This is a genomic window from Microlunatus soli (genome assembly GCF_900105385.1).
Lineage (GTDB): Bacteria > Actinomycetota > Actinomycetes > Propionibacteriales > Propionibacteriaceae > Microlunatus > Microlunatus soli.
On sequence record NZ_LT629772.1, the window covers coordinates 1,648,568 to 1,672,586 of the forward strand.

Below are 24,019 nucleotides of genomic sequence, written 5' to 3' on the forward strand. Positions count from 1 at the left end.
CATTGCGGTGCGGACCGATCCGGCGAAGGATGGTGCCTGGTCCCACGCCGACGCAGCCGGCTAACGCATAGCCCGGAAGCGGATCGACGACTCAACGCGATGAGGAGCAACGAGAGATGACGGTGGACGTAGTACGCCTCGGCGACAGTGGTTTGCAGGTCTCGGAGATCACCCTCGGGTGTATGAGTTTCGGCGGCGGTTCCGGACGGCACAGCTGGGCGTTGGACGAGGACGCCAGCCGAGTGATCATCAAGCAGGCCCTGGACGCAGGCATCACTACCTTCGACACCGCCAATGTCTATTCGACGGGGCGTTCGGAGGAGATCACCGGCAAGGTCCTCGGCGAGCTCGCCGACCGTGACGACATCGTCGTCGCCACCAAGGTGCACGGCGAGATGCGGCCCGGACCGTACGGGCACGGCCAGTCCCGCAAGGCGATCCTGGCCGAGATCGACAACAGCCTGCGCCGACTCAACATGGACTACGTCGACCTCTACCAGATCCACCGCTTCGACGCCGAGGTGCCGATGGAGGAGACGATGGAGGCACTGCACGACGTCGTCAAGGCCGGCAAGGCCCGCTACATCGGCGCCTCGTCGATGTGGACCTGGCAGTTCCAGGAGCTGCAGAACGTAGCCGAGGCGAACAGCTGGACGCCGTTCATCTCGATGCAGAACCACTACAACCTGCTCTACCGCGAGGAGGAGCGGGAGATGATGCCGTACTGCGCCGCGACCGGCGTCGGCGTCATCCCGTGGAGTCCGCTGGCCGGCGGCCGACTGGCCCGGGACTGGGGCGTCCGCGGCACCGCGCGCTCGGAGCAGAGCGAGCGCAAGGCGTCCCCGACCAACGCGTCGGACAAGTCGATCCACGAGGCGGTCACCAAGATCGCCACAGAGCGTGGCGTGCCGCGGGCCGGCGTCGCCCTCGCCTGGATGCTGAGCAAGCCGTACGTGCACTCACCGATCATCGGCGCGACCAAGCCCGAGCAGCTCACCGAGGCACTCACCAGCGTGGACATCGCCCTCGATGATCACGAGATCGAGGAACTGGAGGCCGCCTACACCCCGCGTGCGATCCAGGGCCACCAGTAGATTCCGCTGAGATGTCCCCTCGCCGGAGCGTTCCAGCGGGAACGTTCCGGCGTCAGGGATTGAGCCGATGCTCCCAGCCCTGTCGCCGCCAGGCGAAGTCGGAGTTGATCAGCGTCGCATCGGTTGACCGTCAACGCAATGATCGAGCGACCTACGAGTCGCGGCGTGTCGATGATCAGGACGCGTGAACAGGACAACCGCATCGTAGGTCACTCAGGACAGGTCCGCCACGTTCGACGACCGGCGGTCTCCCAACTCCGCTGCCGTCGCGTGCCGAGAACCGGCTGCCCAGCCAGCCGGAGGCGACCCGCGATCATCGTGTTCACGCCATGAGTGCTTCTCGTAGACGATCTCGGTCGTCGTGGTTCAGCGCTCGTTCGCGCCGCAGCTATTGAGGTTGGACAATCGCGTGCCGCCGGCTGCGCACGATCCGGACAAGTTTGAGCACCGCCTGATGCACCAACACCCCAGCCAGGGTATTGGCCAGTCCCAGGGCTGCTGCCTCCGCGAGACCTTGCGGCGACATGGGGATGTCTGCAAGCAGCAGCAGGACCGGCCAACCGATCGTGCCCGCGACCAAGGTCAAACGCCACCAGCGCCCGAGGACTGCTCCGAACAAGATCATGGTGGGAATCACTGCTACTCCTCAACCGAGAGCGATCGCCTGAGGCCCGAGTTTACCGCCGCGCACGAAGGAGTCTGCGACCACGACGACGCTGCGCACACCCCTCCACACCACACGGCAATGGCGTGACAGGCGTTTCCTCGGAGGCGTTCCTGCGTTGTGCCGGGTCCAGATTCGAAGGGGGTCGAATCTCCGGCCTCAGCGAACCGTCGAGCGGATATCGATGGATGTCATGCAAACGACTACTGGATCGTCCTCGCGAGCCACCGCTGCCTTCCAGCGCATCATTGCCGCGACTGTCGTCGCGGTCATGGCGGCCGTGATGGACGTGGTCTTCGCGGCCCCTGCCCATGCCGATGGATGGTGCAAGGAGTTCATCGGCGGCTCGAACGACGACACTGCCACGGGGTACAGCTACGGACCCGACGGGTCCAAGCGGGGATACGTGACCTGGAGTTCCGACGGCGAACGCCTGCGCGTCGTCGACACCTCGTCGAACGGCCGGCGGATCGTTGCACTCTTCAGCTATTGCGTGAACGGGACCTGGCACGACACGCTCTACCGCGACAGCGGACCGAACGAGGGCCCGATCGACGTGGAGAAGTACGACTTCGACTTCGCCGAAGGCCGCGCCATCACTTTTCAGCCCTGCGAGATCAGGATGGCGTCGAAAACGCTCTACAACTGCGGGGTCAAGGGATTGGTGCACGCCTGAGAACAGGTACGGCTTCGCCACCCAGCATCATCGGTCGGCGAGCTGGAGGCCGACAACGACGCCACACCGGTCAGCTGGTGCGGTCTCCGGGACGCAGGGCGGCGAAGGGGTCGGTGATCGCCAGGCTGCGGTCGGCGAATCGGAACAGCGCCGCGGGACGTCCGCCACCGCCTCGGGAGGGTGCCGTGCGGCCGGTCGGCTCGAGTTGGCCGCGCCGTTGCAGCACCCGCTGCAGGTTGGTCGCCGACACATCGCGACCCAGCGCGGCCGAGTAGATGTCGCGTAGCTGGGCGATGGTGAACTCCTCCGGAGCCAGCCCGAAGCCGAGGTTGCTGTAGGAGAGCTTTCGTTGCAGCCGCTCGATCGCCGACGTGACCACCGAGGCATGATCGAACGCCATCGGCGGCAACTCCCCCGCCCTGATCCAGGCCGCATTCTCCGGCAGTTGCGGCTCGGCGGTGCTCGGCACCAGCCCCAGGTACGCCGTCGCGATCGTGCGTTGGAACGGGTCCCGATCCGGGTCGCTGCGGGTTTCCAACTGCTCCAGGTGGGCGATCTCGTCCAGGTCGACCTTGGTCGCCAGATGGCGGGCGACGCAGGCGCCCAGTGACTCATCGATCGCCAGTGGTCCGCTGGGCAGAGCCCAGGCCCCGTCGTACGGGTCACGGACCCGCTGCCAGGCCAGCACGGTCAGCTCGGAATCCGTGATCTTGAACACAACGGCCACCGCTTCGTGTCGATAGGTGGGCGCTGCGCTCGATCTGACCACGACCTGATGCTACCGTCGATCCTAGTTTTCGACTATGAGGCGAAAACCTGACTACGGGAGATTCTGTGACCATCATCGAGTCGGTCAACCGCTACGACACCGGCGACGGAGCATTGCCGCCGGACTTCGCCGATTGGACCAGCTGGCAGCGCGAAGTGCACGAGCTGGCCCGGCGCAAGGACGCTGTCGTGCTTGCGCACAACTACCAGCTGCCACAGATCCAGGACGTTGCCGATCATGTCGGTGACTCGCTGGCCCTGTCCCGGCTGGCAGCCTCGGCCGAGGCGTCCATGATCGTTTTCGCCGGCGTGCATTTCATGGCCGAGACCGCGAAGATCCTCTCGCCGGACAAGAAGGTACTCATCCCCGATGCTCGGGCCGGCTGCTCGCTGGCCGACACCATCACCGCCGACCAGCTGCGGGCCTGGAAGGCCGAGCATCCCGGTGCGGTCGTGGTCGCCTATGTCAACACCACGGCCGAGGTGAAGGCGGAGTCCGACATCTGCTGCACCTCCTCCAACGCCGTCGAGGTCGTCGAGTCGGTCCCGGCCGATCAGGAGGTGTTGTTCCTGCCCGACATGTTCCTGGCCGCACACGTGAAGCGGAAGACCGGTCGCAGCAACATCCACAACTGGATGGGCGAATGCCACGTGCACGCAGGGATCTCGCCGCAGGACCTGGAGGCCGCGGTCCATGCCGACACCGATGCCGAGCTCTACGTGCATCCCGAGTGTGGCTGCTCCACTTCGGCGCTGTGGATGACCACCGTCGGCGACATTCCGGCCGAGCGGACCCACATCCTGTCCACCGGAGCGATGCTGGACGAGGCTCGCAGCAGCACAGCCCGCAAGGTGCTGGTAGCGACAGAGGTCGGGATGCTGCACCAGCTGCGTAGGGCCAATCCGGGCACCGACTTCCAGCCGGTCAACCCGCAGGCCTCCTGCCGGTTCATGAAGATGATCACACCGGAGAAGTTGATCAATTCGCTGCGCAACGAGACCGACGAGGTACGAGTCGCCCCGGACGTCGCGGATCGTGCCCGGCAGGCCGTCGAGCGAATGGTCGCGATCGGTCGCCCCGGCGGTGGGGAGTGACCATGAGCGCTCCTGAACTCCCCACCCGATTGCGGATCGACCCCGCCAGTGATCACGATGAGGCCGACGTGATCATCGTCGGCGGCGGCGCTGCAGGGATGGCGGCCGCGATCCGACTGCTGGCTGCCGGTCGTCGGGTCACCATGATCACCAAGGGAACGCTCGGCGACGGATCGACGGCCTGGGCGCAGGGCGGCATGGCGGCGGTGACCGCACCGACCGACAGCCTCACCGACCATCTCGCCGATACCCTGGTCGCCGGTGCCGGTCTCTGCGAGCCGGACCAGGTGGCCGAGCTGGTCGCCGCCGCACCTTCGGCGATCAACCGGATGATCACTCTCGGCGCCGTGTTCGACCGCGACACCGAGGATCGGCTGGCGCTGGGGCTGGAGGGTGGCCACCATCGTCGTCGGATCGTGCACGCCGGCGGCGACGCCAGTGGCGCCGAAGTGGCGCGTGCTCTGGCTGCCGCACTGACCACCGGTGAGCGCACCTCCGAGCTGCTGACGGTGATCGTCGGCACGGCCGTCGACGTGATCACCGATGACACCGGCAGCGTCCGCGGTCTGTGGCTGATCGACACCGACGGCGAGGTCGTGCAGCTGCTGGCCGACGCCGTGGTGTTGGCCACCGGGGGCATCGGGCAGGCCTGGACCACGACCAGCAACCCGACCACCGCAACGGGTGACGGTCCGGGTATCGCGCTGAGAGCCGGCGCGGTGATCCGCGATCCGGAATTCGTCCAGTTCCATCCGACGGTGCTCGCGGTCCCGTCCGCGCATCGTCGAGCCGGCGACCGCGGAGTGTTGATCTCCGAGGCGGTCCGCGGCGAGGGGGCGCGGCTGGTGGACCGCCGCGGAAATCTGATCATGGAAGGCCGGCATCCGTTGGCCGATCTGGCGCCACGGGATGTGGTCGCCTCGGCCATCCATGCCGATCTGCTCGCCAGCGGTGAGGATCATGTTTTCCTGGACGGTGTCGGCCTCGGCGCCGATGTCTGGCACCGACACTTCCCCACCATCCTCAGCCTCTGTCGAGAACGCGGAGTCGACCCGGTCAGCGAACCGATCCCGATCCGCCCCGCCGAGCACTACTTCTGTGGCGGTGTGCTCGCAACCCTCGACGGGATCACCACGGTCCCCGGTCTGTACGCGATCGGCGAGGTCGCCTCGACCGGCGTCCAAGGCGCCAATCGGCTGGCTTCCAACAGTCTGACCGAGGCGTTCGTCGCCGGTGACCGGCTCGGGGTGCTGTTGTCCGTGCCCACCGCGGAGCAGGATGCGAAGATCACCGTCACGGCCGCGGCACTGCGCTACCAGACCGGGCTGGACCATGATCAGCAGCCGATCGATCCGGTACGACGCGGATCGCTGATCGCAGCCGATCAGCGACCGGCCGTCACCGAAGCCATCACTCGCGGTGCGGGCGTGCTGCGCTCCGGCGACGGGCTGCTCGAGCTGCAGCGGAGCCTGGCCGGTCTGCGGGACACTGACCGGCCCGCGTCGGCCGCGGACGTCGAAACCACCAACCTGGCGACGATCGGAGCTCTGGTGGCAACGGCTGCCCTGGCCCGTACCGAAAGCCGCGGCTGTCATCGACGTTCCGATCATGATCGACCGTTGCCGCAATGGCAACGGCACAGCCATCTGGTGCTGGACCGGTCGGGTCGACTGGTCGGCACCGGTCAGTCCGAGGCGGTGGCGGCATGACGACGACGACGGCGATCGACCGAGCAACGATCGATGATCAACTGCGAGTAGCCGGACTGGACCCGGCAGAGATCGCCGGCTTTGCCCGATCGACACTGGCCGAGGACCTGCAGTGGGGTCCGGATCTGACGACCGAGGCCACCATCCCGGCCGACCAGCAGGGTGTCGCCGATGTCGTCGCGCGCGCCGCCGGGACGCTTGCCGGGATCCCGGTGGCAGCAGTGATCGCCGACGAGCTGGCCGAGCAGCGCGGCGATCGATTGACGATCGACATCGTCCGTGTCGACGGCGATCGGGTGCTGCCGGGTGATCGCGTGCTCAGCATCGCCGGCCCGTTGCGGACCCTGCTGACCGCCGAACGCAGTCTGCTCAATGTGCTCGGCCAGCTCTCCGGCGTGGCGACCGCCACCGCAGCGTGGGTGGACGCCATCGGTGATCACCGATGCGCGGTCCGGGACACCCGCAAGACCGTGCCCGGCCTGCGGATCCTGCAGAAGTATGCCGTCCGCTGCGGCGGCGGCGTCAACCACCGGATGGGCTTGGGCGACGCCGCTCTGATCAAGGACAACCACGTCGCCGCAGCGGGATCGGTCCGAGCCGCGTTCGCCGCTGTCCGGCGGGCCGATCCGCAGGTATCGGTCGAGGTCGAGGTGGACACCCTTGATCAACTGGTGGAGGCGTTGGACGCCGGTGCAGATCTCATCCTGCTGGACAACATGTCCCCCGAGACAATGCGGCGGGCGGTGTCATTGGCGTCCGGTCATCAGGTGCGGTTGGAGGCCAGCGGCGGGCTGACGCTGGCCGATGCGGCAGCGGTCGCCGCGACCGGTGTCGACTACATCGCGGTCGGAGGGCTGACCCATTCGGCTCCGGTGCACGATCTCGGCTTCGACCTCCGCGACGAGCCCGATCGCTGAGAGCTCAGCCACTGACCGCGCACCCTCCTGCGTGGCTCGGAAGCGATCAGGACGGTGGCAGCCGCCGGGTCGGTTGATCATCGGGTCCGGGACGGTACTCGGGACGATACGGCGACGGTTGCTGCCGCTGGTCCGGCGGCGGCGCCGGACGTTCGGTCACCGCAGTCCGCCCGACACCGGTCAGCAACGACCCGATCGCCAGCCCGATGATCAGATACAGGGCGGCCACCAGGACGCTGCCGTACCAGTCTCCGGCGACCAGCGCCTGTACGACGACGGCGAGCACGACCAGCCCGATGATCCAGGCGAAAAAGGTGTGCGCCCGGGGTGTGCTGAGCAGCAGCAGATGCAACAGCCCGGTCGCCAGCAGGGCGACCACCACGGCGGCGACGACTACCAGAGTCCGGTCCAGGTCGGCGCCCTGTCCGGCCAGCTTGTGCAGCCCGGACACGCCGTCCAGCGCCCGCAGCACCAGGATCCCGACGAACGCGACCCCGCCGGCGACCAGCGCGGTGGCGACCCCGCCCGCCCAGACGCGGACGGGATCCACTCGACGACGTCGGTCCGGTCGCGGGTCATCTCCGTAGCTCATCGTGTTCTCCGGATCGTCGATCGGTCTGGAGTTTTCACGCTACAAGCTCCTCGGGACGAACGCGAACACCAGTTCCGCCTCGAGGTCGCGCACAGCAGTCCTGAAGCAGAGCCTGAGGTCAGCCGCCCGGGGTCACCTCACGAAACACGGGTCGCCGTCTCCGAACGGTCGGCCGGTCGCGGGTAGTCGGGCAGCTTGATCCTGGTGGCGAACAGATCGGTGATCTTCAGCATCGCCTTGAGCAGCAGCCCGGACCGGAAGGTGAGGTTGCGCCGGCGGATCGCAGCATCGGTCGGCGGCGCCATGAACGGCCCGGCGTTGCCCGACTTGGAGATCTTGGCGTACGGCCGGAAGATCTTCTCGTAGCGGTCGAAGGCCGTGTGATGGTCACCGTCCGCGGCCTCCAGTTCGCCGGCGAGGACGTAGCCGCCGACGATCGCCAGGCCGGTGCCGAACCCGCCGAGAGTGTTGCCGTAGGCGGCGTCGCCGAGCAGTACGATCCGGCCCCGGGCGTAGCGATCGACGGCGACCCTGCTGATCGAGTCCAGAGTGAATTCGCCGGCGTCGGGGAGTCGGCGCAGCACCTCGTCGGTCCGCCAGCCACCGCCCTCGTAGGCCGCGGAGACGATCTGCTTCATCTGCTCACCGTCATAGCGGTCGTAGGTCAGCTCGGGTGAGCCGAAGACGAAGAACGCCGACGCCTTGGGTCCGCCGATGGCGAGCATCCGTCCCGGTTCGTTGTACATCAGACCGTCGCCGGGCAGGTTGATGTCGGCCAGCGCGTAGTAGTGCCCCATGAAGTGGACGTAGTCACTCTCCGGCCCGAACGCCAACCGGCGGACGTTGCTGTGAATGCCGTCCGCGCCGATCACCAGATCGACGGTCCGCGGTGCACCCTTCTCGAAGGTGACGTGGACACCGCTGGCGGTCTCGGTCAGTGAGGTGATCGAGTCGCCGAAGACGTACTCGCAGTCGTTCTTGGTGTGTTGGTAGAGGATCTCGGACAGGTCACCGCGAGCGATCTCGATCTCGCCTCCGGTGAATTCGCCCGGGATGACGGCCAGCGGGCGGCCCGCTGCGTCGACGACTGTTTGATCATGACCGCCGGTCTGTCGGGCGAGCACGTCGTCGAGGATGCCCATCCGTTGCAGCACGGTGCGATGGGTCGCCCCCTTGAAGTCGATGGCCTGCCCGCCGAGGCGGAGGGTCGGTGACTTCTCCACCACGGTGACGGTGCAGCCGTAGCGATGCAGCCAGTACGCGGCGGCAGGACCGCCGATGCTGGCGCCGGAGATCAGAACGCTGAGGTTTCTCATGACGCCAACGCTGCGCCGCGGCGCTGACAAACCGCTGACAGTCGCTGCAGCAGCCGGATCTCCCGATCGCCCACGGCCCCTCGTCGAGCGCAGTAACGTGATCAGGAGGAGATGGTGAGCCATGGACGAGCGCGACCTGGTCAGGAGCCATTACGCACGACCCGACCTGTCCGGAGCCGTCTTCGCGGCGCTCGCCGCCCGGGGCGTCGACGTCGCACACCTCAGTGCTCACGACCTCTACCCCGTTGATCAACTCCATGCCGGATTCGCCGCCGCGACGGAGTACGCGGTGCGCCGGCTGGGGCTGCGACCGGGTGACAGCCTGCTCGACGTCGGCTGCGGCATCGGCGGTCCGTCGCGACTGGCCGCGACCATCACACCGGCTCGGGTGACCGGCGTCGACCTGTCCAGTGATTTCGTCGGCGCCGCCCGTCGGCTGACCGAACGGGTCGGACTGGCAGGCCGGGTGACCCACGACGTTGCGGCCGGCGCAGCTCTCCCCTTCGAGGACCACCTGTTCGACGCCGCGATGATGATCCACGTCGGGATGAACATCGCCGACAAGCGTGCCGTCTTCGCCGAGGTGCACCGGGTCCTGACACCGGGCAGTCGATTCGTGATCTTCGAACAGATGCGGGTCGGGCCCGGTGAGCTGAGCTATCCGATGCCGTGGGCCGACGACGAACGATCGTCGTTCGTCGAATCGCCGCAGAGCTACACCAGCTATCTGATCGAGGTCGGATTCAGTGTCGACGACACCGAGGATCGCACGGCCGCGACGCTCGATCCGCCGGCTGTCGGGCCGGACGACCTCAGCCCACGGGTCATCTTCGGGCCCGACTTCACCGAACGGATCGCCAACAACCTCGCCGCGTCGCGCGCGGGTGTCCTCGGTGCCGTTCTCCTGCTCGCCTCCGCCGGACAGCGGGATCACCGAGAATCCTGATGGCGCCCGTCCCTGCCGCGCCGTACCCGTGCAGGAAAAGTGATCGCCGGTCGGTCCGATCGATGCGAGAGTGAACGGCGTGACGGATCGTTCCCTGCCGACGCCGTATGCTGCGTTCGCGCTGCCGCTGTATCAAGATCGCGACAGTGCGCACGACGCCGACCACATCCGACGCATCGTCGGTCGCCTTGATCAACTCGCAATCGATCTCGAACCTCAACCCCGACCGTGGATGCTGTACTTCCTCGCCTACTTCCACGGACTCGGCAGTCGCGTTGATCAAGATCGTACGTTTCGCCATCAGGTCGAGCAGTTTCTCGGTGACCTCGGTTGGCAGCGTTCGGAGATCACCGAGGGTTTCGTGCTCCTGCGCCGCCATTGCGTCGCGCCCCGGACCAGCGAAGAGCGGATCGTCCACGACGCCAACTAGGAGACTGCTGAACAATCTGCCCTGCTGCGCGGCGCGCTGCACGCACACCGGCGGCGTTGCACTCCTTCAACGTGCTGGCGCACGCCCTCAGTCGTGCGCCTTGCCGTTGCACGCACATCGCACCGCTCGCGACGGGCACATTGTTCAGCACCCTCCTAGGTCGAGGTGCTGGGTGCATTCGGCGTCGCCAAGGCGTTCACCAAGGGCGGGGCAGCGGGACAGAGCTACGAACAGACGATGGCGATCTTCGACCAGAACCTTGCTCGGGTTCGATTCCGGACACCTCGGGGACGAGCTTCGGCCGAAGTCGGGCGTGCGTACGCGAGGTCGTTCCTTGATCAATTACGGGTCGAGTTGCGCGACTGATCGAGCGACTGTTCGACGGCAGTGACGACGTCCCGGGCGGACTCGGGATCCAGCCGCGCGGCTTCGGCGAAGATCCGGGCAAACGCCTCCGGTCCGAGGTGATCGGTGGCCGCAGCGGAGATCCGAGCGACGTCGACGTCACCGCGGATCGCCAATCCACGCAGCGATGTGGCGGCGCCGAGCAGTCGGGCGGCACGCTCGGGATGATCGGCGAGCACGGCCGATCCGGCAGCCCCTTCCGCGGCGTGGGCGAGCTCGCTGGCGAACGGTGCGGCGGCGGCCAGCTCGACGGCGGCGGCATGTTGACGCTCGGCCTCGGCCGGGGCTTGTCCCAGCTCGGCGAGACGCCCCAGTTCGGTGTGGATCCGGGCCGCCATCCAGGGCACGTCCAAGGTGCCGGCGTCCGCGGCGACCGACGCCTTGCGGATCAATCGCGCGGCCTCGTCGGTGTCACCACGGAGTCGAGCGACCTCGCCGAAGGACAGCAGGAACTGCACCCAGGTGTCGTCGGGCCGACCGGTGCGTTGCAGCAGCTGTTGTGCCCGATCCACCAGCGCCGCAGCCTCCTCGCCGCGTCCCTCGCGGACCATGGATTCCGCACGATGACAGAGGACGCTGGCGCATTCCTCCAGGGCCCCGAGCTCGGACTGCAGGTCGAAGGCTTCCGACCACAGCTCGTGCGCTGCGGGCCACGCACCACGCCAACTGGTCATCTGTCCCAGCCAGTCCAACGCCTGCGCGGTCCCCCACCGATCGCCCAACCGGCGGAACTCCTCCAACGCGGCCCGCATCTCGGGCTCCTCACGCTCCGGCCGTCCGCCCAGCATCCCGAGCAGGACGCGGCTGAGCCGGGCCAACGCGTGATTCCACGGATCGCCGGACAACAACACCTCCGCGGCTGCAGTGTCGTCGGACGGTCCGACCGTCATCCCCCACAGCGCCGCGCCGAACGGATGGCGCAGCGGACGGTCCCGGGTCGCCATGATCGCGATCGCGCGCTCCCAGTGTTCCTCCGACGCCCGCGGCACGGCGTGCACGACGCAGCTGACGTACTCCTCCTCCAACCCGGCCGGCGGTCCGACGTCGTCCAGCCGACCGACCAGTTCGGCGGCGAACTCGCCTGCCCGACCGTTGCGTCCGCTGAGCCACCAGTAGGCGGCCAGCACGCAGACCAGCCGCATCGCGGTCGGCGGATCGTTGTCCGTCGTCCATTCCAGTGCGGCCGTCAGATTCGCGTCGTCGACGGCCAACCGGTCGAGCCACACGAGTTGGTCGGCACGACGCAACTCGGGATCCGCACGCTCGGCACGGTCGAGGAAGTAGCCGGCATGCCGGTGCCGGGTCGGCTCATCCTCTCCTGCGGCAGACAGCTGTTCGGCGCAGAAGGACCGGACGGTCTCCAACATCCGGTAGCGGTGGCCATCGGTCTCGACCAGGCTGTGATCGACCAGTTCGGCAAGCAACAGATCGGCGTCCTCCGCCCCGTACACCGCTTCGACTGCGGCGAAGTCCGCGCCGCCGACGAACACCGACAGCCGGCGCGCCAGCCGCTGTTGGTCGGCCGACATCAGGTCCCAGCTCCACTGCACCACGGCTCTCAGCGTCTGATGTCGTTCGGCGGCGGTCGGATCACCACGCAGCAGCTGGAGTCGCCCCTGATCGATCAGTCGTCGGGCCAGGTCGGCGGTCGAGAATTGGCGGGTCCGGGCTGCGGCCAGTTCGATGGCGAGCGGCAGCCCGTCCAGCTCAGCACAGATCTCGCGGACCGCCGACCGGGACTCGTCATCGAGGGAGAAGCCCGGCTGAACGGCGACGGCACGATCGGTGAACAGCCGGACAGCCGGGTCACCGGTCGAGCCGGCGCCCGAGACCGAGTCTGCGGCGAGGCCGCTCAGCGGAACCAGCAGTTCCTCGGTCAGCCCCAGCGCGACCCGGCTGGTGGCGATCACCCGGACGCCGCGGCTACCGGACAGCAACGACCGACACACCCGCAGGACGCCGCCGACCACGTGCTCACAGTTGTCCAGCAGCAACACCATGTGCTGCGTCGACAGCGATGCGGCCAACCGCTCGCTGTCGGCGGCATCGTCGGCACCGGCCAGCGGATCCCGCCGTCCGAGCGCGGCCAGGACCGCGGGCACGACCTGCCGATCGGTCGACACCGCAGCAAGATCAACAAAGGCCACCGGTTCCCGGATCCGGTCGGCGGCCTCGATCGCCAGCCGTGTCTTCCCCACGCCGCCGGGACCGATCACCGTCACCAGACGCCCCGCATCGGCATCGGCCAGCACGGCGTCGATCTCGACGGATCGGCCGACGAAGCTGGTCGACTGTAGCGGCACCGACCGCCATCCGGGTTCGTCACGGCGGAGGATCTCCTGGTGGATCGCCCGCAGATCCGGCGACGGGTCGGTGCCCAACTCCTCCGCGAGGAGGTTGCGGGCCCGTTCGTATTCGGACAGGGCCTCGGCCGGGCTGCCGGCCGCCACCAGGGCTCGCATCAACAGTCCCCACAGCCGTTCGCGGAGCGGATGGGCTTCGACCAGCGCTCGCAGGTCGGCGACCGATGTCCCGGACGGCAGAGCCAACTCCGCTTCGACAAGATCTTCGGAGGCGACCAGCCGTGCCTCGTCGAGCCGGGCGATCACAGCATCGGCTCCGGCAACGTCGCTGAGCGCGGGACCGCGCCACAGGTCGAGGGCGTTTTGCAACAGTCGGGCGGCCGCCGTCGCGTCGCCGGCCTGCAAACGATCATGGCCGGCCGAGGACAATCGTTCGAAGCGGCAGACGTCGACGTCTTCGGGTTGTGCGTGGAGTCGGTAGCGGCCTGCCTCGAACGTGATCGAGCCGGGCGGCAGGCTTCTCCGCAGCCGGGAGATCTGGGCCTGGATCGCATTGGTCGCCTCGGCTGGTGGATCCTCCTCGTACTGGCCGGTCAACAGTTCCTCGACACTCACCGGTCGACCCGGTGTCAGCGCCAGCAGGCTGAGCAGCGATCGTTGCCGGGCCCCGGCGACGGCGACGTGTTCACCGTCGGTCGTTCGGACCCGGAGCGGCCCGAGGATGTCGTAGTGCACGGTTCCGATTCTCTGCCCGCGTGCCGCCGTCGGTGGTGATCGGGGCAAAACTGGCTGACCATTCGGCTCTTCCTGAAACGTCCACTGCTGCCGGCTCCGCCGACCGGCTAGGGAAGCACTGATCAATACGGGCGTAGCGAGGACCCGCGATGCGCGGTCGGTCGCAAGGCGCAGGAGTGAAGGCGGGCCGGGGCCCGTCGAACGAGTGCAACGTAGCGAACGGGCGTGCAGCGCGGGCCGCAGTAGCCCGTATTGATCAGTGTTTCCCTACCGTCCTCCTGAGACAGTGGTTGTCTCGCCAGACAGTGATCTTGTGAACCGCACGGCCGGCGGATTGGTAGAAAAGGGCCATGAAGATCGTCGAGATCCGCGAGCAGACCTTTCCCATCAGTTCCCCGATCCGCAACGCCTACATCGACTTCAGCAAGATGACGCTGAGCCTGGTCGCGGTGATCACCGACGTCATCCGCGACGGTCGGCCGGTGATCGGGTACGGCTTCAACTCCAACGGCCGCTACGGCCAGGGTGCGATGATGCGGGAGCGGTTCATCCCGCGGATCCTCGAGGCCGAGCCGCACGCGGTGGCCACCCGACACGGCGACAATCTCGATCCGCAACGGATCTGGTCGATCATGATGCAGAACGAGAAGCCGGGCGGACACGGCGAACGGTCGGTCGCCGTCGGCACCATCGACATGGCGGTCTGGGATGCCACCGCGAAGATCGCCGACAAGCCGCTGTATCAACTGCTCGCCGAGCGATTCGGCACCGGCATCGTCGATCGGCGGGTGTTCGTGTACGCCGCCGGCGGCTACTACTACCCCGGTCAGGACATTGCCGCCCTGCAGGACGAGATGCGGAGCTACCTCGATCGTGGTTACACGGTGATCAAACAGAAGATCGGCGGCGGCACCCTGGACGATGATCGTCGGCGGATCGAGGCAACCCTGGAGTTGCTCGGACCGGGGCAACAGCTCGCCGTCGACGCCAACGGCCGGTTCGGCGTCGACCTCGCCCTGCGCTACGCCGACGCGCTGAGCCAGTACGACCTGTTCTGGTACGAAGAACCGGTCGAGCCACTGGACTACGACCTGCATCGGGTGGTCGCCGAGGCCTACCCCGGTGCGCTGGCGACCGGGGAGAACCTGTTCTCGATGCAGGATGCCCGCAACCTGATCAGATACGGCGGGCTGCGCCCGGATCGGGACTGGCTGCAGTTCGACTGCGCGCTCAGCTACGGCCTGGTCGAGTATCTGCGCACCCTGGCGATGCTCGATGATCATGGTTGGGCCCGCAGCCGCTGCATCCCGCACGGCGGCCACCAGATGTCACTGAACATCGCCGCCGGACTCGGACTCGGCGGCAATGAGTCCTACCCCGACCTGTTCCAGCCGTTCGGCGGTTTCCCCGACGGTGTCGAGGTCGTCGACGGTCACGTCACCATGCCGGAACTGCCCGGGATCGGCTTTGAAGGCAAGTCCGATCTCTATCGGGTGATGCGCGAGCTGTCGGGCTGATCGCCAAAGCGCTCAGTGGCCGGCCTGCAGTTTGGCAATCGTGTCGGCCGCCCGGTACCCGTCGGGGACGCCCGACAACAGGGCGATCACCGACCGTGAATGATCCGACCGCAACGCCAGGATCTCCTGGTACGCCGGCGATCCGTACCAGGCCCGGGCCGCGGCGACGCTCGGGAAGCCGATGATCACCACGGCGCCCGGCAGTTCACCCTCGACCACGTCCGGCGTGCTGCCGTGGACAAGCCATTCGCCGCCGTACGGTTCGAAGGTCGACTCGATCCGGGCGATGTATTCGATGATCTCCGGGCTGTCGTCGACGTCTTCCAGATAGCCGATCGCGTAGCCGCGACCGCCGGTCGGTACCCCGGTGCCGACCGGCGCCGGATCAGGCTGAGTCATGCCGGCACCTGGTCCAGGAAGCCGCGGACGTCGGCGATCCGTCCCGACTCATCGGTCACCAGCACGTCGAAGCCGATCACCAGTGGCTCGGCACCCTCGGGTCCGAGGCCCCAACTGAAGCGCAGTTGCCGGTGATGGGCGTCGGCCTCACCGACCCGGGTGAAGACGAAGCCGGGGAACCGAGCGTGCACCCCGTCGATCAGCGCGTCGATCTCGCTGTGGCCGGCGACCTCGGCCAGCGGGTCGGTGTAGGTCGCGTCGTCGGCCCAGTGCTCGGTGATCAACTTCGTCCGCTCGTCACCGGTGGCGTTCCAGGTGGCCAGGTACTTCTCGACGATGTGGTCCATGATCGTTCCCTTCTGCGTTGTTGTCGATGTCACGGCACCAGCCTGGAACGTCCGGCGCAGCATGGCCATGACCTCTGAGGTCATGGCCACCCGGACCAGGTCGCCTAGCCGCCGGTGTGCGTGCAGCGCACCGCGCAGCAGGGCAGATTGTTCAGCAGTCTCCTAGGCTGCTGCCATGACTGTCGTCGCCGAGAGGACCGAGGTCGGTGGGCTGTTGCGGACCTGGCGGGAACGCCGCCGGTTCAGCCAGCAGGAGTTGTCCAACCGGTCACTGGTCAGCACCCGACACCTGAGCCGGGTCGAGACCGGCCGCGCCCACCCGACTCCGGAGATGATCATGCACCTGGCCGACCATCTCGACGTGCCGCTGCGGGATCGCAATCGACTGCTGCTGGCGGCCGGCTACGCGCCGCGGTTCGCCGATCACCAGCTGGACGATGCCGGCATCGCCCTGGTGATGGACGGCCTGCGCAGTCTGCTCGACGCGCACCTGCCCTACCCGGCGCTGCTGTTGGACGATCACTGGGACATCGTCGACGCCAACGCCGGCGTGGATCGACTGCTGACCGGCTGCGCGCCGGATCTGCTCGAACCACCGGTCAACGTGATCAGGGTCTGTCTGCATCCCGACGGGCTGGCTGGACGCATCGGCAACCTCGACCAGTGGGCCGCACACCTGCTGCACCAGGTCAACCACCGGGCAGAACGCAGCCACGACCCGCGCCACCGCCGACTGGCCGACGAGATCACCGGCTTTCTCGGGCCTGAACCGCTCGAACCGCCGACCACCGGTCCCGTGCTGACACTGGAGATCGAGGTCGACGGTGCCCCGCTGCGTTTCTTCAGCGCATCGGCCCGGCTCGACACCGCCACCGACGCCACCTTGGAAGGCCTCCATCTGGAGACCTTCCTTCCTGCCGACGAGGCGACTCGGCTCGCGCTGGCCTGAGCCGCCCTGGCGTGAATGTCGCGGTCAGTTGATCTTGGCCACCCGGACACCGACCTTCCGTCCACCGCCGAGATCGGCGGTGTCGGCCGGCTGATCCTTGCCCAGCGCGACGGTTTCGGCCAGTGTCTCTGCGGCGATCAGTTCGCGATGAGCCTCGATGGCGCTGCGCAGGTCGTCGTCCCCGGGCACCAGGGTCAGCCCGATCCGGTCGCTGATCTCCAGACCGGCGTCACGACGGGCCTGTTGCACGGCACGGATCACGTCCCGGGCGGCTCCCTCGGCGGCCAGCTCGGCGGTCACCTCGGTGTTCAAGATCACGAACCCGGATCCGGGCAGCATCGCCACCGCGCGGTCCTCGCGATCCTCACCGCCGACCGCCGTCCGCAGGGTGAACTCTCCTTCCTGCAGGGCGATCCCACCGGCCCTCACGACCCCGTCGTCGCCGACCGACCAATCTCCGGACTTACTGGCCTTGATCGCGGCCTGCACGTCCTTGCCCAGTCGCGGGCCCGCGGCGCGGGCGTTGACCTGCAGCTCCTGTCGGACACCGAGATCGTCGCCGGCGTCGGCGAGCTCGACCAGTTCGATGGTCCGCACGTTGAGCTCGTCGGCGATCAGGCCGGCGAACGGCTGCAACGCCGCCGCGTCGTCGGTGACCACCCGCAACGTCGACAGCGGCAGCCGGGTCCGCAGCTGCTTGGCCTTGCGCAGCGCCGATGCCGCCGAGCACACCTCGCGGACCCGATCCATCCGAGCCACAAGATCATCATCGGCGGGCAGCCGGCCTGCATCGGGCCAATCGGTCAGATGCACCGAACGGCCACCGGTCAACCCACGCCAGACCTCTTCGGTGATCAGCGGCAACAGCGGAGCGGCTACCCTGGTCAGCGTCTCCAGCACGGTGTACAGGGTGTCGAAGGCCTGTCGGGACTCCGCGCTTTCGCCGTCCCAGAAGCGTTCCCGGGATCTGCGGATGTACCAGTTGGACAGCACCTCGCCGAACCAACGGACCTCGTCGCAGGCGACGGCGATCTCCAACTCCTCCAACGCGTCGCCGACCTTGGTCACGGTCTGCCGCAGTTTCGCCAGGATGTAGCGATCCAGGACATCGGTCGACTCGGTCGACCGGACGGCGTCGTAACCCGCTCCACCGTTGGCGCTGTTGGCATACAGGCTGAAGAAGTACCAGGCGTTCCAGAGCGGGATGATCACCTGCCGGACACCCTCCCGGATGCCTTGCTCGGTGACGATCAGGTTGCCACCACGCAGGATCGGCGAACTCATCAGGAACCATCGCATCGCGTCGGCACCGTCCCGGTCGAACACCTCCGCGACGTCGGGATAGTTCCGCAGCGACTTGCTCATCTTCTGGCCGTCGTTGCCGAGCACGATCCCGTGGCTGAGGCAGTTCTGGAAAGCGGGCCGGTCGAACAGCGCCGTGGCCAGCACATGCATGGTGTAGAACCAGCCGCGGGTCTGGCCGATGTACTCCACGATGAAGTCGCCCGGATAGTGGTGCTCGAACCAGTCGGAATTCTGATGCGGGTAATGCACCTGGGCGTACGGCATCGATCCGGAGTCGAACCAGACGTCCAGCACGTCGGGGACCCGACGCATCATCGATCTGCCGGTCGGGTCGTCCGGATTGGGCCGGACCAGGTCGTCGATCATGGGCCGATGAAGGTCGGTCACGGTGACGCCGAAATCGGCCTCCAGCTCGGCGATCGATCCGTAGACGTCGGTCCGCGGATAGGTAGGATCGTCCGAACGCCAGACCGGGATCGGGCTTCCCCAGAAGCGATTCCGGCTGATCGACCAGTCCCGCGCGCCGGCCAGCCACTTGCCGAACTGGCCGTCCTTGACGTGTTCGGGCACCCAGTTGATCTGCTGGTTGAGCTCACCCATCCGGTCCTTGAACTTCGTCACCTCGACGAACCAGGACGAGACCCCCATGTAGATCAGCGGCTGCCGGCATCGCCAGCAATGCGGATAGGAGTGGTCGTACATCTCCTGCCGCAGCAGCACCGTCCCCGGTGTGGTCGAGCCGACATCGGCCGATGCCACCGTTGCAGCCCCGCCCGAAGACCCCTGAGCTTGTCTCAGGGCATCGGAATTGGAACCCGGTCCTTCGACAGGCTCAGGAGGCTCCTGCTCGGTGCGATGCTTCAGATGCTCGATGATCAAGGTGTTGGCGTCGAAGACGTGCACGCCCTGGTAGTCGGTGACCGGAGCGGTGAAGGTGCCGTCGGCGGCGACCGGGACGACCGGTTCGATGTCGTTGCGGTCGGTGACGATCTTGTCCTCTTCGCCGAAGGCGCCCGCGCTGTGCACCAGGCCGGTCCCCTCGGTCGTGGTCACGAACTCCTCGGCCGGCACGATCGTGTGCGCGTTGCGGTGCCCGGCGTAATAGCTGAACGGCGGCGTGTAGGAGCGTCCGACCAGATCCGTGCCTTTCAGCCGTTGCACGATGTGGTCGGCAGCATCCTCGCCGAGCTCGCGCAGGTAGGCATCCAGTCGGTCGGCGGCGATCACGTAGCGCTCGGTCGTTCCGGTGACGTCCGATTCGACCACCAGGTAGTCGACATCGGGATGCACCATGATCGCCAGGTTGGACGGCAGCGTCCACGGGGTGGTGGTCCAGATCAGCGCCAGTTCGCCGGTCTCCAGTCGGAAGCCGACCGTCACCGACGGGTCGCGGCGGATCTGGTAGACGTCGTCGTCCATCCGCAGCTCGTGACTGGACAGCGGTGTCTGATCGTTCCAGCAGTAGGGCAGCACTCGGAAGCCCTCGTAGACCAATCCCTTGTCATACAGGGTTTTGAATGCCCACAGCACCGACTCCATGTAGGACGGATCGAGGGTCTTGTAGTCGTTGTCGAAGTCGACCCAGCGGGCCTGCCGGGTGACGTAGGACTTCCAGTCCTCGGTGTAGCGCAGCACCGACGCCTTGGCTGCCGCGTTGAACTTGTCGATCCCCATCTCGAGGATCTCGTCCCGGGTCTTGATCCCCAACTGGCTCATCGCTTCCAGTTCGGCGGGCAGTCCGTGGGTGTCCCAGCCGAAACGGCGCTCGACATGCCGACCGCGCATGGTCTGGAAGCGCGGCACGATGTCCTTGACATAGCCGGTCAGCAGATGCCCGTAGTGCGGCAGTCCGTTGGCGAACGGCGGCCCGTCATAGAAGACGTACTCATTGCTGCCGTTGTCACCGGCAGGATTGCGCTCGACCGACGCATTGAACGTGTCGTCGTCCTTCCAGAACGCGAGCACCCGCTCCTCGACCTCGGCGAAACGTGGGCTGGACGGGATCTTCCCGGTGTCGTCGCCCTGACCGTCGGGATTGGTCGTCGCCTTCGGATAGCTCATCGCTGACTCGCCCTCTTCGAAACCGTGCCGTCACAAACCGTGCACGAGGACGACGCAAGCCGCGGTACCACCTCGCTTGCCCGGGGATCTCCGATGATCATCCGGACCGCTCGTTGCGGGCTGTCACGGGCCCAACCGTCCGGGTCTACTGAAGCCGACCCGACTCTCGGCCGGGTGCGGCTCGTTCTTCCGGAGGCTCGCCGGTGATGGCCGGGTCAACGCCTGTGCTGCCATCGTAATGCGTCGCGCGGCGGGCGGCCAGCCGGTTCGGGAGACGCACACTAGCCCCTCTCGCCGAGACGCACCCCACCGATGATCATGTCCACCCCGTCGCGGAACGAACGGTCAAGATCACCGAAGAGGTGTTCGCTGGAGGCCGACGTCAACGGATAGCGGTCCCGGTCGACGCGTTCGGACCGGGCCATCGGATCGAAGCGCGGATCGCGTTGACCGTCGGGCGCGACGATGCCCTGCTCCTCCAGGACGAATCCGAGCACGAAGCAGTTCAGCGTCCGCAGCACTGCCGTGGCCGTCCGCAGGTCCGCACCGGCGTCGGTCAGCGCACGCAGCAGTGGTTCGCCGGCGACCACCGGCCCGGAGTCGGTCATGGCGGTGCCACCGAACAACCGGGCACCGTCCCGATGCCCCAGCAGCATCCGGCGAAGCCCATCCGCTTGGACTCGAAGCAGGTCCTGCCAGGGCCGCTCGGCCGCCAGTGCGGCGAGATCGTGACCGGCGTAGGCGTCCCGCGCCATCGTCGTCGCCATCTCGTCCAGCAACTGCTGCTTGTTCTGGAAATGCCAGTACAGCGCGGGCGCCTTGACATCCAGCGCAGCGGCGATCTTGCGCAGCGTGAGTCCCTCCAGCCCCTCGGTGTCAAGAAGCTCGAGCCCGGCCCGTACGACGGCCTCGCGATCCAGCGCCATGCCGGCAGATTCTGCCAGCCTCTTGACGAATTTAACAACGTTAAGCACACTGGAGACGTATTTAACAACGTTAAGGAGCATCATGAAGGCCGCACTCATCACCGACACCAGTCAGCCGCCGCGCTACACCGACTTCGCCGACCCCGAGCCCGCCGCCGGCGAAGAGTCGGTCACGATGCTGGCCGCGGGCCTGCACCAGATCACCCGAGCTCAGGCGTCCGGCCAGCATTACGCCAGCCCGGACCGGCTGCCGATGATTCCGGGCGTCGACGGCGTCGCCCGCCGCGATGACGGATCGCTGGTCTACTGCGGCGGCCTGCGACCGCCGTACGGGACCTTCGCCGAACGGGCGGCGATCGCCTCGGTCGCCGTCCCGCTGCCCACCGACGCCGACCCGACCGTCGTTGCGGCGACAGTCAATCCCGGAATGTCGAGCTGGATCGTCTACAAGCTCCGCGGCGAGTTGCAGGCCGGGCAGACCGTCGCGATCCTCGGCGCGACCGGAGCCTCGGGCCGAGCGGCCGTCCAGGCGGCCAGACTGCTCGGCGCCGGCCGGGTGATCGCGATCGGCCGCAACGCCGACGCACTGGCCGAGATCGACGCCGATGAGACGGTCCGGATCACCGCGGACGGCGACTGGGCCCACCCGCTGGGCAAGGTCGGCGGGGACGTCGACCTGGTCGTGGATTATCTGTGGGGCGAGCCGGCCGCACAGAGCATGGAAGCCCTGGTCACCAACCGCTCCGATCCGGCGCGACAGCTGAGCTGGGTCCAGGTCGGTTCGATGGCCGGCCACACGCTCCCGCTGAACGCCGGATTCCTGCGCGCTGCCAACCTGCATCTCCTGGGCAGCGGACTGCGAGGCGTGCCGTGGTCCGACATCGCCGCGCAGCTGCCGGAACTCATCGATCACATCGTCGGCGGCCGGATCAGCGTCCGGCCGGTCGCCCGGCCGCTCCGCGACATCGCAACGACCTGGACCGAGGCGGTCGCGCCGGGCGAACGAATCGTCGTCGTGCCGTGATCGCGGCCCCTCGACGGCTTTCGTCCATCATGAGGACGCCTGGTCCACTATGCGGACGGATGTCGCTGTCGGCTTGCGGATGACCGACGGGCTGCCGTCCAATGGAGGTGTTCGTGTGACGAGTGTCAGCGTCAAGCCCCGGCTTGCTGACCGGCAACCCTCCTCCGCGGTGGGGTGCCCCGGGTGAAACACACGGCCGGGCCCGACCGGGACCCGGCAAGCGCGGGTCCGCAGTGCATACCAGGGTGGACCCTCAACCCGAGGAGTCCTGATCATGACCGTCACCGCCCCGACCACCGACCGCACGACGGCCGACGCCGACGCCGCCTGTCCGCCGGCAGCCGAACGCGCCGGACTCGACCAGTCGCGGACGTTCGGTCGTACGGATGCACCCGGAAGGCTGGACGCATTCGGTCCCCTGGTCGGCGTCAGCGGCGCCGATCTGGAGGTCCCGCTGGTCGACGGTCGGTCGGTTCGCTACGCCAACCTGGACTACGCCGCCAGCGCCCCGGCTCTGGATGCTGTGCTGGCCGACCAGCAACGGATCCTGCCCTACTACGCATCGGTCCATCGCGGAGCCGGTTACGCCTCCGCGGTGAGCACCGCGCTGTATGAGCAGTCCCGACGCACCGTCGCCGACTTCGTCGGTGCCCGCGACGACGACCTGACGATCTTCACCCGGAACACCACCGACGCGCTCAACCTGCTCGCCGGCGCGGTCCCGGCCGGTTCCCCGGTGGTCTGCCTGGACATCGAACACCACGCCAATCTGCTGCCCTGGCAGGGATTGGGCGCGACGATCGTGAAAGCGTCGCGGAGTCTGACCACGACCCTCGATGATCTTGATCGGACCCTGCAGCGGACCGGCGCCGGCCTGCTCGCGATCACCGGTGCCTCCAACGTCACCGGCGAAGTACTCCCGTTGGCCCGGCTGGCCGACCTCGCGCACCGACACGGTGCCCGACTCGCGGTCGACGGAGCACAGCTGGTCCCCCATCGCCGGGTCGACCTCGCCGCCACGGGCATCGACTATCTGGTGTTCTCCGGCCACAAGTTGTATGCCCCCTTCGGATCCGGTGCGCTGATCGGCCGGGCGGACTGGCTGGAATCGGCCCCGCCCTATCTGGCCGGAGGCGGCGCGGTCCGCAAGGTCACTGTCGAACACACCGACTGGGCCGACGGCGTCGCCCGCCACGAGGGCGGCACGCCCAACGTCCTCGGTGCCGCCGCCGTGGCCGCGGCCTGCCGGGCGATCGCCGAAATCGGCGATGATCATCTTCGACGGCACGAATGGCGGCTGCGGACCCGGCTGCTGTCCAGACTGGCCGGACTGCGAGAGGTCCGGCTGTTGTCGATCTGGGACGACTGCACCGACGCGGTCGGCGTCGTCGGCTTCACCGTCGACTCCTATGACGCCGGTCTGGTCGCGGCCTATCTGTCGGCCGAGCACGGCATCGGCGTCCGGGACGGCGCGTTCTGCGCTCACCCGCTTGCGGCTCGCCTCGGTCTCACCGGTGGCGCACTGCGCGTCAGCTTCGGCGTCGGCAGCGGTTCGGAGGACATCGACCGGCTGCTGTCGGCGCTGCAATCGCTGGTCGAGGACGGCCCGCAATGGCGCTACGAACTCGTCGACAGCCGCTACCAGCCGGTCGGTGACCCGCGACCGAAGCCGGCCTGGCTGGACAGCCTGGACGCTGCCGCCGATCCCTGCCGGGGCTGACAACCCTCGCCCCGCTGCTTCGTCCGGTGACCCCGGCCCGCATCCTGGTATCTGATGCGGAATGCTGTGCCATGTTGACGTCTGTCGACGCCGCCGATCGCCGAGAATCGATCAGCCGGCC

The 24,019-nt window shown here is 67.6% G+C and carries 21 protein-coding genes and 1 riboswitch; of the genes, 12 read left to right on the forward strand and 9 right to left on the reverse strand.

Features of this window, described 5'->3' with window-relative positions; translation table 11 throughout:
* Positions 1-116 precede the first annotated feature (116 nt).
* Positions 117-1,094: an aldo/keto reductase gene (locus tag BLU38_RS07725; RefSeq protein ID WP_172836095.1), complete on the forward strand. Its 978-nt coding sequence runs from the start codon at positions 117-119 to the stop codon at positions 1,092-1,094.
* Positions 1,095-1,482: 388 nt separating this feature from the next.
* Here the strand turns inward: BLU38_RS07725 and BLU38_RS07730 are convergent, their stop codons facing one another.
* On the reverse strand, positions 1,483-1,731 hold the full coding sequence (locus BLU38_RS07730) for a hypothetical protein (protein WP_231920226.1): 249 nt from the start codon (positions 1,729-1,731) through the stop codon (positions 1,483-1,485).
* 211 nt (positions 1,732-1,942) lie between these two features.
* Here BLU38_RS07730 and BLU38_RS07735 point away from each other — a divergent pair, with 211 nt between their 5' ends.
* Complete coding sequence (locus BLU38_RS07735) at positions 1,943-2,434, forward strand: hypothetical protein (protein WP_157683281.1); 492 nt, start codon at positions 1,943-1,945, stop codon at positions 2,432-2,434.
* A 70-nt stretch (positions 2,435-2,504) separates the two neighbouring features.
* Here the strand turns inward: BLU38_RS07735 and BLU38_RS07740 are convergent, their stop codons facing one another.
* Positions 2,505-3,203 carry an NUDIX hydrolase gene (locus BLU38_RS07740; protein ID WP_091522483.1) on the reverse strand — a complete coding sequence of 233 codons (699 nt, stop codon included), beginning with the start codon at positions 3,201-3,203 and terminating at the stop codon, positions 2,505-2,507.
* Positions 3,204-3,316: 113 nt separating this feature from the next.
* Here BLU38_RS07740 and nadA point away from each other — a divergent pair, with 113 nt between their 5' ends.
* The 3 genes from nadA to nadC are packed head-to-tail and all read left to right on the forward strand — an operon-like array spanning position 3,317 to position 6,923.
* Entirely contained in the window at positions 3,317-4,297 is a 981-nt protein-coding gene (nadA, locus tag BLU38_RS07745; protein WP_197680182.1) for a quinolinate synthase NadA, read from the forward strand.
* A gap of 2 nt (positions 4,298-4,299) precedes the next feature.
* Complete coding sequence (gene nadB, locus BLU38_RS07750) at positions 4,300-6,006, forward strand: L-aspartate oxidase (RefSeq protein WP_091522491.1); 1,707 nt, start codon at positions 4,300-4,302, stop codon at positions 6,004-6,006.
* On the forward strand, positions 6,003-6,923 hold the full coding sequence (gene nadC, locus BLU38_RS07755) for a carboxylating nicotinate-nucleotide diphosphorylase (RefSeq protein ID WP_091522494.1): 921 nt from the start codon (positions 6,003-6,005) through the stop codon (positions 6,921-6,923). Before nadB ends, nadC begins: the two co-directional genes overlap by 4 nt.
* 46 nt (positions 6,924-6,969) lie before the next feature.
* Here the strand turns inward: nadC and BLU38_RS07760 are convergent, their stop codons facing one another.
* Positions 6,970-7,515, reverse strand: a complete 546-nt coding sequence (locus BLU38_RS07760; protein ID WP_091522497.1) for a hypothetical protein — start codon at positions 7,513-7,515, stop codon at positions 6,970-6,972.
* A gap of 137 nt (positions 7,516-7,652) precedes the next feature.
* The gene (locus tag BLU38_RS07765; RefSeq protein ID WP_091522501.1) at positions 7,653-8,831 is read right to left on the reverse strand and encodes an FAD-dependent monooxygenase; all 1,179 of its coding nucleotides are present in this window, start codon (positions 8,829-8,831) and stop codon (positions 7,653-7,655) included.
* Positions 8,832-8,952: 121 nt separating this feature from the next.
* Between BLU38_RS07765 and BLU38_RS07770 the strand changes: the two genes are divergently transcribed.
* The 3 genes from BLU38_RS07770 (at position 8,953) to BLU38_RS30790 (ending at position 10,573) form a co-directional block, all read left to right on the forward strand.
* The gene (locus BLU38_RS07770; protein ID WP_091522505.1) at positions 8,953-9,777 is read left to right on the forward strand and encodes a class I SAM-dependent methyltransferase; all 825 of its coding nucleotides are present in this window, start codon (positions 8,953-8,955) and stop codon (positions 9,775-9,777) included.
* Positions 9,778-9,856: 79 nt separating this feature from the next.
* On the forward strand, positions 9,857-10,207 hold the full coding sequence (locus tag BLU38_RS07775) for a hypothetical protein (protein WP_157683282.1): 351 nt from the start codon (positions 9,857-9,859) through the stop codon (positions 10,205-10,207).
* A 165-nt stretch (positions 10,208-10,372) separates the two neighbouring features.
* Positions 10,373-10,573: an HD domain-containing protein gene (locus BLU38_RS30790; RefSeq protein WP_157683283.1), complete on the forward strand. Its 201-nt coding sequence runs from the start codon at positions 10,373-10,375 to the stop codon at positions 10,571-10,573.
* On the opposite strand, the gene BLU38_RS07780 is transcribed toward BLU38_RS30790, so the two are convergent.
* On the reverse strand, positions 10,546-13,650 hold the full coding sequence (locus BLU38_RS07780) for a BTAD domain-containing putative transcriptional regulator (RefSeq protein ID WP_091522512.1): 3,105 nt from the start codon (positions 13,648-13,650) through the stop codon (positions 10,546-10,548). The two genes, BLU38_RS30790 and BLU38_RS07780, sit on opposite strands and share 28 nt — an antisense overlap.
* 350 nt (positions 13,651-14,000) lie before the next feature.
* Between BLU38_RS07780 and BLU38_RS07785 the strand changes: the two genes are divergently transcribed.
* Positions 14,001-15,167 carry a mandelate racemase/muconate lactonizing enzyme family protein gene (locus BLU38_RS07785; protein WP_091522516.1) on the forward strand — a complete coding sequence of 389 codons (1,167 nt, stop codon included), beginning with the start codon at positions 14,001-14,003 and terminating at the stop codon, positions 15,165-15,167.
* 12 nt (positions 15,168-15,179) lie between these two features.
* On the opposite strand, the gene BLU38_RS07790 is transcribed toward BLU38_RS07785, so the two are convergent.
* Both BLU38_RS07790 and BLU38_RS07795 read right to left on the reverse strand, forming a co-directional pair.
* Entirely contained in the window at positions 15,180-15,566 is a 387-nt protein-coding gene (locus tag BLU38_RS07790) for a DUF1330 domain-containing protein (RefSeq protein WP_091522519.1), read from the reverse strand.
* Positions 15,563-15,946 carry a nuclear transport factor 2 family protein gene (locus BLU38_RS07795; protein ID WP_231920227.1) on the reverse strand — a complete coding sequence of 128 codons (384 nt, stop codon included), beginning with the start codon at positions 15,944-15,946 and terminating at the stop codon, positions 15,563-15,565. The genes BLU38_RS07790 and BLU38_RS07795 overlap by 4 nt, the downstream gene beginning before the upstream one ends.
* 142 nt (positions 15,947-16,088) lie before the next feature.
* On the opposite strand from BLU38_RS07795, the gene BLU38_RS07800 reads away from it, so the two are divergent.
* A complete protein-coding gene (locus BLU38_RS07800) occupies positions 16,089-16,862 on the forward strand; it encodes a helix-turn-helix domain-containing protein (RefSeq protein ID WP_091522523.1) in 774 nt (257 codons plus the stop codon).
* A 24-nt stretch (positions 16,863-16,886) separates the two neighbouring features.
* Here the strand turns inward: BLU38_RS07800 and ileS are convergent, their stop codons facing one another.
* Both ileS and BLU38_RS07810 read right to left on the reverse strand, forming a co-directional pair.
* The gene (gene ileS / locus BLU38_RS07805) at positions 16,887-20,228 is read right to left on the reverse strand and encodes an isoleucine--tRNA ligase (RefSeq protein ID WP_091522526.1); all 3,342 of its coding nucleotides are present in this window, start codon (positions 20,226-20,228) and stop codon (positions 16,887-16,889) included.
* A gap of 281 nt (positions 20,229-20,509) precedes the next feature.
* The gene (locus BLU38_RS07810) at positions 20,510-21,154 is read right to left on the reverse strand and encodes a TetR/AcrR family transcriptional regulator C-terminal domain-containing protein (RefSeq protein ID WP_172836096.1); all 645 of its coding nucleotides are present in this window, start codon (positions 21,152-21,154) and stop codon (positions 20,510-20,512) included.
* An 82-nt stretch (positions 21,155-21,236) separates the two neighbouring features.
* On the opposite strand from BLU38_RS07810, the gene BLU38_RS07815 reads away from it, so the two are divergent.
* Together BLU38_RS07815 and BLU38_RS07820 are read left to right on the forward strand one after the other, a co-directional pair.
* The gene (locus tag BLU38_RS07815; protein WP_157683285.1) at positions 21,237-22,178 is read left to right on the forward strand and encodes a quinone oxidoreductase family protein; all 942 of its coding nucleotides are present in this window, start codon (positions 21,237-21,239) and stop codon (positions 22,176-22,178) included.
* A gap of 114 nt (positions 22,179-22,292) precedes the next feature.
* Positions 22,293-22,407, forward strand: a riboswitch (SAM riboswitch).
* Positions 22,408-22,452: 45 nt separating this feature from the next.
* Positions 22,453-23,898 (forward strand): aminotransferase class V-fold PLP-dependent enzyme, encoded by a 1,446-nt coding sequence (locus BLU38_RS07820; protein WP_091522535.1) that lies wholly within the window; start codon positions 22,453-22,455, stop codon positions 23,896-23,898.
* Positions 23,899-24,019: the final 121 nt, after the last annotated feature.

Coding starts and splice junctions, on each gene's coding strand:
- BLU38_RS07770 (WP_091522505.1), top strand. CDS start 8,953: ATGGACGAGCGCGACCTGGTCAGGAGCCATTACGCACGACCCGACCTG.
- BLU38_RS07785 (WP_091522516.1), top strand. CDS start 14,001: ATGAAGATCGTCGAGATCCGCGAGCAGACCTTTCCCATCAGTTCCCCG.
- BLU38_RS07765 (WP_091522501.1), bottom strand. CDS start 8,831: ATGAGAAACCTCAGCGTTCTGATCTCCGGCGCCAGCATCGGCGGTCCT.
- BLU38_RS07790 (WP_091522519.1), bottom strand. CDS start 15,566: ATGACTCAGCCTGATCCGGCGCCGGTCGGCACCGGGGTACCGACCGGC.
- BLU38_RS07735 (WP_157683281.1), top strand. CDS start 1,943: ATGGATGTCATGCAAACGACTACTGGATCGTCCTCGCGAGCCACCGCT.
- BLU38_RS07760 (WP_091522497.1), bottom strand. CDS start 7,515: ATGAGCTACGGAGATGACCCGCGACCGGACCGACGTCGTCGAGTGGAT.
- BLU38_RS07815 (WP_157683285.1), top strand. CDS start 21,237: ATGAAGGCCGCACTCATCACCGACACCAGTCAGCCGCCGCGCTACACC.
- BLU38_RS07810 (WP_172836096.1), bottom strand. CDS start 21,154: ATGGCGCTGGATCGCGAGGCCGTCGTACGGGCCGGGCTCGAGCTTCTT.
- BLU38_RS07820 (WP_091522535.1), top strand. CDS start 22,453: ATGACCGTCACCGCCCCGACCACCGACCGCACGACGGCCGACGCCGAC.
- nadB (WP_091522491.1), top strand. CDS start 4,300: ATGAGCGCTCCTGAACTCCCCACCCGATTGCGGATCGACCCCGCCAGT.
- BLU38_RS07725 (WP_172836095.1), top strand. CDS start 117: ATGACGGTGGACGTAGTACGCCTCGGCGACAGTGGTTTGCAGGTCTCG.
- ileS (WP_091522526.1), bottom strand. CDS start 20,228: ATGAGCTATCCGAAGGCGACGACCAATCCCGACGGTCAGGGCGACGAC.
- nadC (WP_091522494.1), top strand. CDS start 6,003: ATGACGACGACGACGGCGATCGACCGAGCAACGATCGATGATCAACTG.
- BLU38_RS07800 (WP_091522523.1), top strand. CDS start 16,089: ATGACTGTCGTCGCCGAGAGGACCGAGGTCGGTGGGCTGTTGCGGACC.